This window comes from Azospirillum sp. B506 (genome assembly GCF_000333595.1).
In the GTDB taxonomy this organism is placed as follows: domain Bacteria; phylum Pseudomonadota; class Alphaproteobacteria; order Azospirillales; family Azospirillaceae; genus Azospirillum.
Genome location: NZ_BADK01000565.1, coordinates 1 through 4,612 on the forward strand (window position 1 = coordinate 1; position 4,612 = coordinate 4,612).

Consider the following 4,612-nt stretch of genomic DNA (forward strand, 5'->3'; position numbering starts at 1 on the left):
TTCCCGCCGACGATCCGACGCGCTTTCCGGCATCGCCGGCATGGGCACCGGACGTTGCCACGCTGCTCGGCTGGGTGCAGCGCGACGTCCCGGCGCGTGCACCGGTGGCACCGCCGTGGTGCCGGTCGAGAATCCGCTGCTGGCCCGTGCCGCGAACAGGCGGCCAACGCACCGGGCTGTGGCTCCCGCGTCGGCGTCCCCCACGCCCGACCCGGCCGCCGAACTGGTTTACGAGACGCGCGACTGGGCGCCGGCCGCTGATGCGCGGCTCACCGCGGGGATCTATGAGCCCTACGTGCTGCAATCCATCGCCATCCTCGGCGCCAAGCCGCATCCGACGCCGTTGGTGCAATCCGCCGCCATGGCTTCGGTCGCCCCACCCAAGCCCCGTTACCGTCCGCATCTGCCCGTCACCCTGGTCAGCGGCGCGGTTCTCTCCGACGCTCAGCTGGAAAGCGTCATCCTTGCCGGCGAGGCGCATGCCGGTCAGCTTGCCGGTTCCTGGAGCGTGGACGAGACCTTCGACATTGTCTCGGCCGCTCCCGAGGAGGCCGAGGATGCGGTGCGCTTCCGCCGCGGCTGGTTCCTCGGCGATGGCACCGGCGCCGGCAAAGGCCGCCAAGTCGCCGGCATCCTGCTCGACAACTGGCTGAAGGGTCGGCAGCGGGCGCTCTGGGTCTCGAAGTCCGACACCCTGATCGAGGACGCCCAGCGCGACTGGGCCGCGCTCGGACAGGAGCGCCTGCTGGTGACGCCGCTGTCCCGCTTTCGGCCCGGCGTGCCGATCGCCCTGGAGCGCGGCATCGTCTTCACCACCTACGCCACCCTGCGTGGCGAGTGCGGGGAGGGCGCCGTGCCACGCGTCCAGCAGATCGTCGATTGGCTCGGCCGTGATTTTGACGGCGTCCTCGTCTTCGACGAATCCCACGCTCTGCGCAACGCCGGCGGAACCGCCGGCTTCGGCCGCGAGGGCAGCGCCGCCGTCCCCTCCCAGCAGGGCCGCGCCGGGCTGCGCCTGCAGCACGCCCTGCCGGACGCCCGCGTCCTCTACGTCTCGGCCACCGGCGCCACCACCGTGCACAATCTCGCCTACGCCCAGCGCCTCGGGCTGTGGGGCGGGGCCGACTTCCCCTTCGCCACCCGCGCCGAGTTCGTCCAGGCCATCGAGGCCGGCGGCGTCGCCGCCATGGAGGTGCTGGCCCGTGACCTCAAGGCGCTCGGCCTCTACAGCGCCCGCTCGCTGTCCTTCGAGGGCGTGGCCTACGAGATGGTCGAGCACCGGCTGACCCCGGGGCAGATCGCCATCTACGATGCCTACGCCGAAGCCTTCCAGGTAATCCACGCCAACCTCGACGCCGCGCTGGAGGCCGCCAACGTCACTGGGGCGGGCGGCACCTTGAATCGCGCCGCCAAGGCCGCCGCCCGCTCCGCTTTCGAGAGCACCAAGCAAAGATTTTACAACCATCTCATTACGGCGATGAAGGGGGCGACTCTGCTGCGCGCCGTCGAGCGCGACCTTGCCGCCGGCCACGCCGTGGTGGTGCAGATCGTCTCCACCGGCGAGGCGTTGACCGAACGCCGGTTGGCCAACGTTCCGACCGAGGAGTGGGGCGACCTTGAAATCGACGTGACGCCGCGTGAGGGGGTTCTCGAGTATTTGCTGCATTCCTTTCCGACGCAACTGCACGAGCCTTTCACCGATGGCGAAGGGAACCTGTCGTCGCGGCCGGTGTGGCACGACGGCCAGCCCGTTCTCTGCCGGGAAGCGGTCGAGCGGCGCGACCGCATGATCGAACGGCTGGCCGCGCTGGAGCCGGTTCAGGGCGCTCTCGACCAGATCGTCCAGCGCTTCGGCACCGAGATGGTCGCCGAGGTCACCGGCCGGGCGCGCCGCATCGTGCGCAAGGTGGAGCCCGGCGGTCTGGAGCGGTTGGCGGTCGAGAGCCGGCCCGGTTCGGCCAACCTCGCCGAAACCCAGGCCTTCCTCGACGACGACAAGCGCATCCTGGTCTTCTCCGACGCCGGGGGCACCGGCCGCAGCTACCACGCCGATCTCGGCGCGAAGAACCGGCGGCTGCGGGTGCATTACCTGCTGGAGGCCGGCTGGAAGGCCGACGCGGCCATCCAGGGGCTGGGCCGCACCAACCGGACCAACCAGGCACAGCCGCCGCTGTTCCGCCCGATCGCCACCGACGTGCGGGCGGAGAAGCGTTTCCTGTCGACCATCGCCCGCCGGCTCGACACGCTGGGCGCCATCACCCGCGGCCAGCGCCAGACCGGCGGGCAGGGGCTGTTTCGCGCCGACGACAACCTTGAGTCCATCTACGCCCGGGCGGCGCTGCGCCAGCTCTACGGTCTGCTGCACGCCGGCAAGGTCGAGGGCTGCTCGCTGGGGGCGTTCGAGGCGGCAACCGGGCTGGCGCTGAGCGACCGCGATGGTGGCCTGCGCGACGAACTGCCGCCGATCACCACGTTCCTCAATCGGCTGCTCGCCCTGACCATCGGTCTGCAGAACACGCTGTTCACCGTGTTCGAGCAACTGCTCACCGCGAAGATCGAGGGGGCCATCGCGTCGGGCACCTACGACCGCGGCGTCGAGACGCTGGTGGCCGACAGCTTTGCCGTCACCGAGCGGCGGACGCTGCACACCCATGCGGCGACCGGAGCGGAAACCCGGCTGTTCACTTTGGCGCGGCGCGACCGCAACCAGCCGATGGCGGTGGAGGAGGCGCGGGAGCGCGGCGCTGGGCCGCAGGCGCAGCTTCTGGTGAACACCCGCTCGGGGCGGGCGGCGGTGGTGGTGCCGACGGCGAGCCTGATGCTGGACGACGGCACGGTGGAACGGCGGGTCCGCCTGCTGCGGCCTATGGAGCGCCTGACCGTGACGGTGGGCGAACTTGCCCAGAGCCACTGGCGCCCGTCCGAGGCGGCGGCCTTCTCGGCCGCCTGGGAGGCAGAGATCGCCGCGGTGCCGGAGTTCTCCACCGGCACCTTGCACGTGGTGACCGGGCTGCTGCTGCCGGTGTGGCGGCGCCTGCCGGATACGAATCCGCGGGTGGTACGGCTGCAGACCGACGACGGCGAACGGATCATCGGCCGGGTGGTGACGCCGGAGGTCCTGTCCGAGGTCGAGCGGAACTTCGGGGTTGGGACGGGAGGGGCCGTTCCCTTGCCGTCGGTGGAGGAAGCCTGGGCGCTGGTGCAGGGCGAGCGGATGGCGCTGCTTCTGGCCGACGGGCTGCGGCTGCGCCGGGTGAAAGTGGCGGGCGCACACCGCATCGAGCTGTTCGGCTTTACCGGCGGCATGGTCGATCGGCTGAAGGCGCTGGGGCTGATGAGCGAGATCATCGCCTGGAGCCTGCGGCTGTTCGTGCCGGTGGGTGAGCGCGGCCCGGCGGTGTTCGCGGCGCTGCTCGAACGGCACCCGCTGCTGCGCGTCGTCGATCGGACGGTTCCGTGAGCAGCCGGCGCCATGTCCGTAGCATCGGAGATGGCGCAGCGCCTCGCGCGGGAAGCCGAGGCGGTGTGCCGGCATTACCTGCCCGAAGGCCGGCGGGAGGGGCATTACTGGCGGATCGGCGACGTCCAGGGCACGCCGGGGTACAGCCTCTATGTCCGGCTGCACGGACCCGCCGCCGGTCGTTGGGCGGATGCCGCGACCGGGGAGTGCGGCGACCTGCTCGATCTCATCGGCACGAACCGGGGCTTCGACCGGCTGCGCGATGCGCTCGATGAAGCCCGCTCCTTTCTCAGCCTCCCACAGATCATGGGCGCTCCAAAGCGGTGGGAGCCGCGTTCCCCTGCCGGATCGCCGGAGGCCGCCCGCCGCCTGTTCGCCCGGTCCAGGCCGACCGCCGGCACGCTGGCCGAGGCGTATCTGCGCAACCGCGGATTTCCGCACATCCGGAGCGCCGGATCCCTGCGGTTCCAGCCGCGCTGCTGGTACCGGGACGCCGATGACCGGCTCGCCACCGGGCCGGCGCTGGTCGCCGCGGTCACCGACCGGGAGGGCCGGATCACCGGGGTGCAGCGGACCTGGCTCGACCCGTCCGGCCGGGGCAAGGCGGCGATGACGTCACCGCGCCGGGCGCTGGGGCATCTGCTCGGCAACGGCGTCCGCTTCGGTGTGGCCGACGATGTCCTGGCGGCGGGGGAGGGGATCGAGACCATGCTGGCGCTGCGCATCGCCCTGCCGACCCTGCCCATGGTCGCCGCCCTGTCCGCCGGCCACCTCGCCGCCCTGCAGATTCCACCGGCGCTGCGGCGCCTCTACATCGCCCGCGACAACGATCCGGCCGGCTGTCGGGCGGTGGAGTGCCTGGGGACCCGCGTCGAAGCGGCGGGGGTCGAGGCGTTGCCCCTCGTGCCGCAGGCGGGGGACTTCAACGATGACCTGCTGGCGGGCGGGGTGGCGATGCTTCGTGCGCCTCTGCGGGCGCAGCTTGCTCCAGAGGATGTCGCGCGCTTCTGGGAGATCGGCGACAGGCGCCGCGAGGGATGAGGGCCGGGTAACCGCTTCCGGCCGGTGCGTTCGACCGGCGGGGTGGGGGCTTCGTCTTTCGGAAAGGGCCGCGGCCACGGCCTCCAGCGGGCATCGGCGCAGCCGGCCGAC

General features: G+C 71.7%; 1 protein-coding gene and 1 pseudogene. Both read left to right on the plus strand.

The window, feature by feature from the left end; genetic code table 11:
- Window positions 1–3,460, plus strand: a pseudogene (locus I71_RS16690) (strawberry notch-like NTP hydrolase domain-containing protein); the annotation flags it as partial.
- A 12-nt stretch (window positions 3,461–3,472) separates the two neighbouring features.
- On the plus strand, window positions 3,473–4,501 hold the full coding sequence (locus I71_RS16695; RefSeq protein ID WP_042695974.1) for a toprim domain-containing protein: 1,029 nt from the start codon (window positions 3,473–3,475) through the stop codon (window positions 4,499–4,501).
- The last annotated feature ends 111 nt before the right edge of the window (window positions 4,502–4,612 follow it).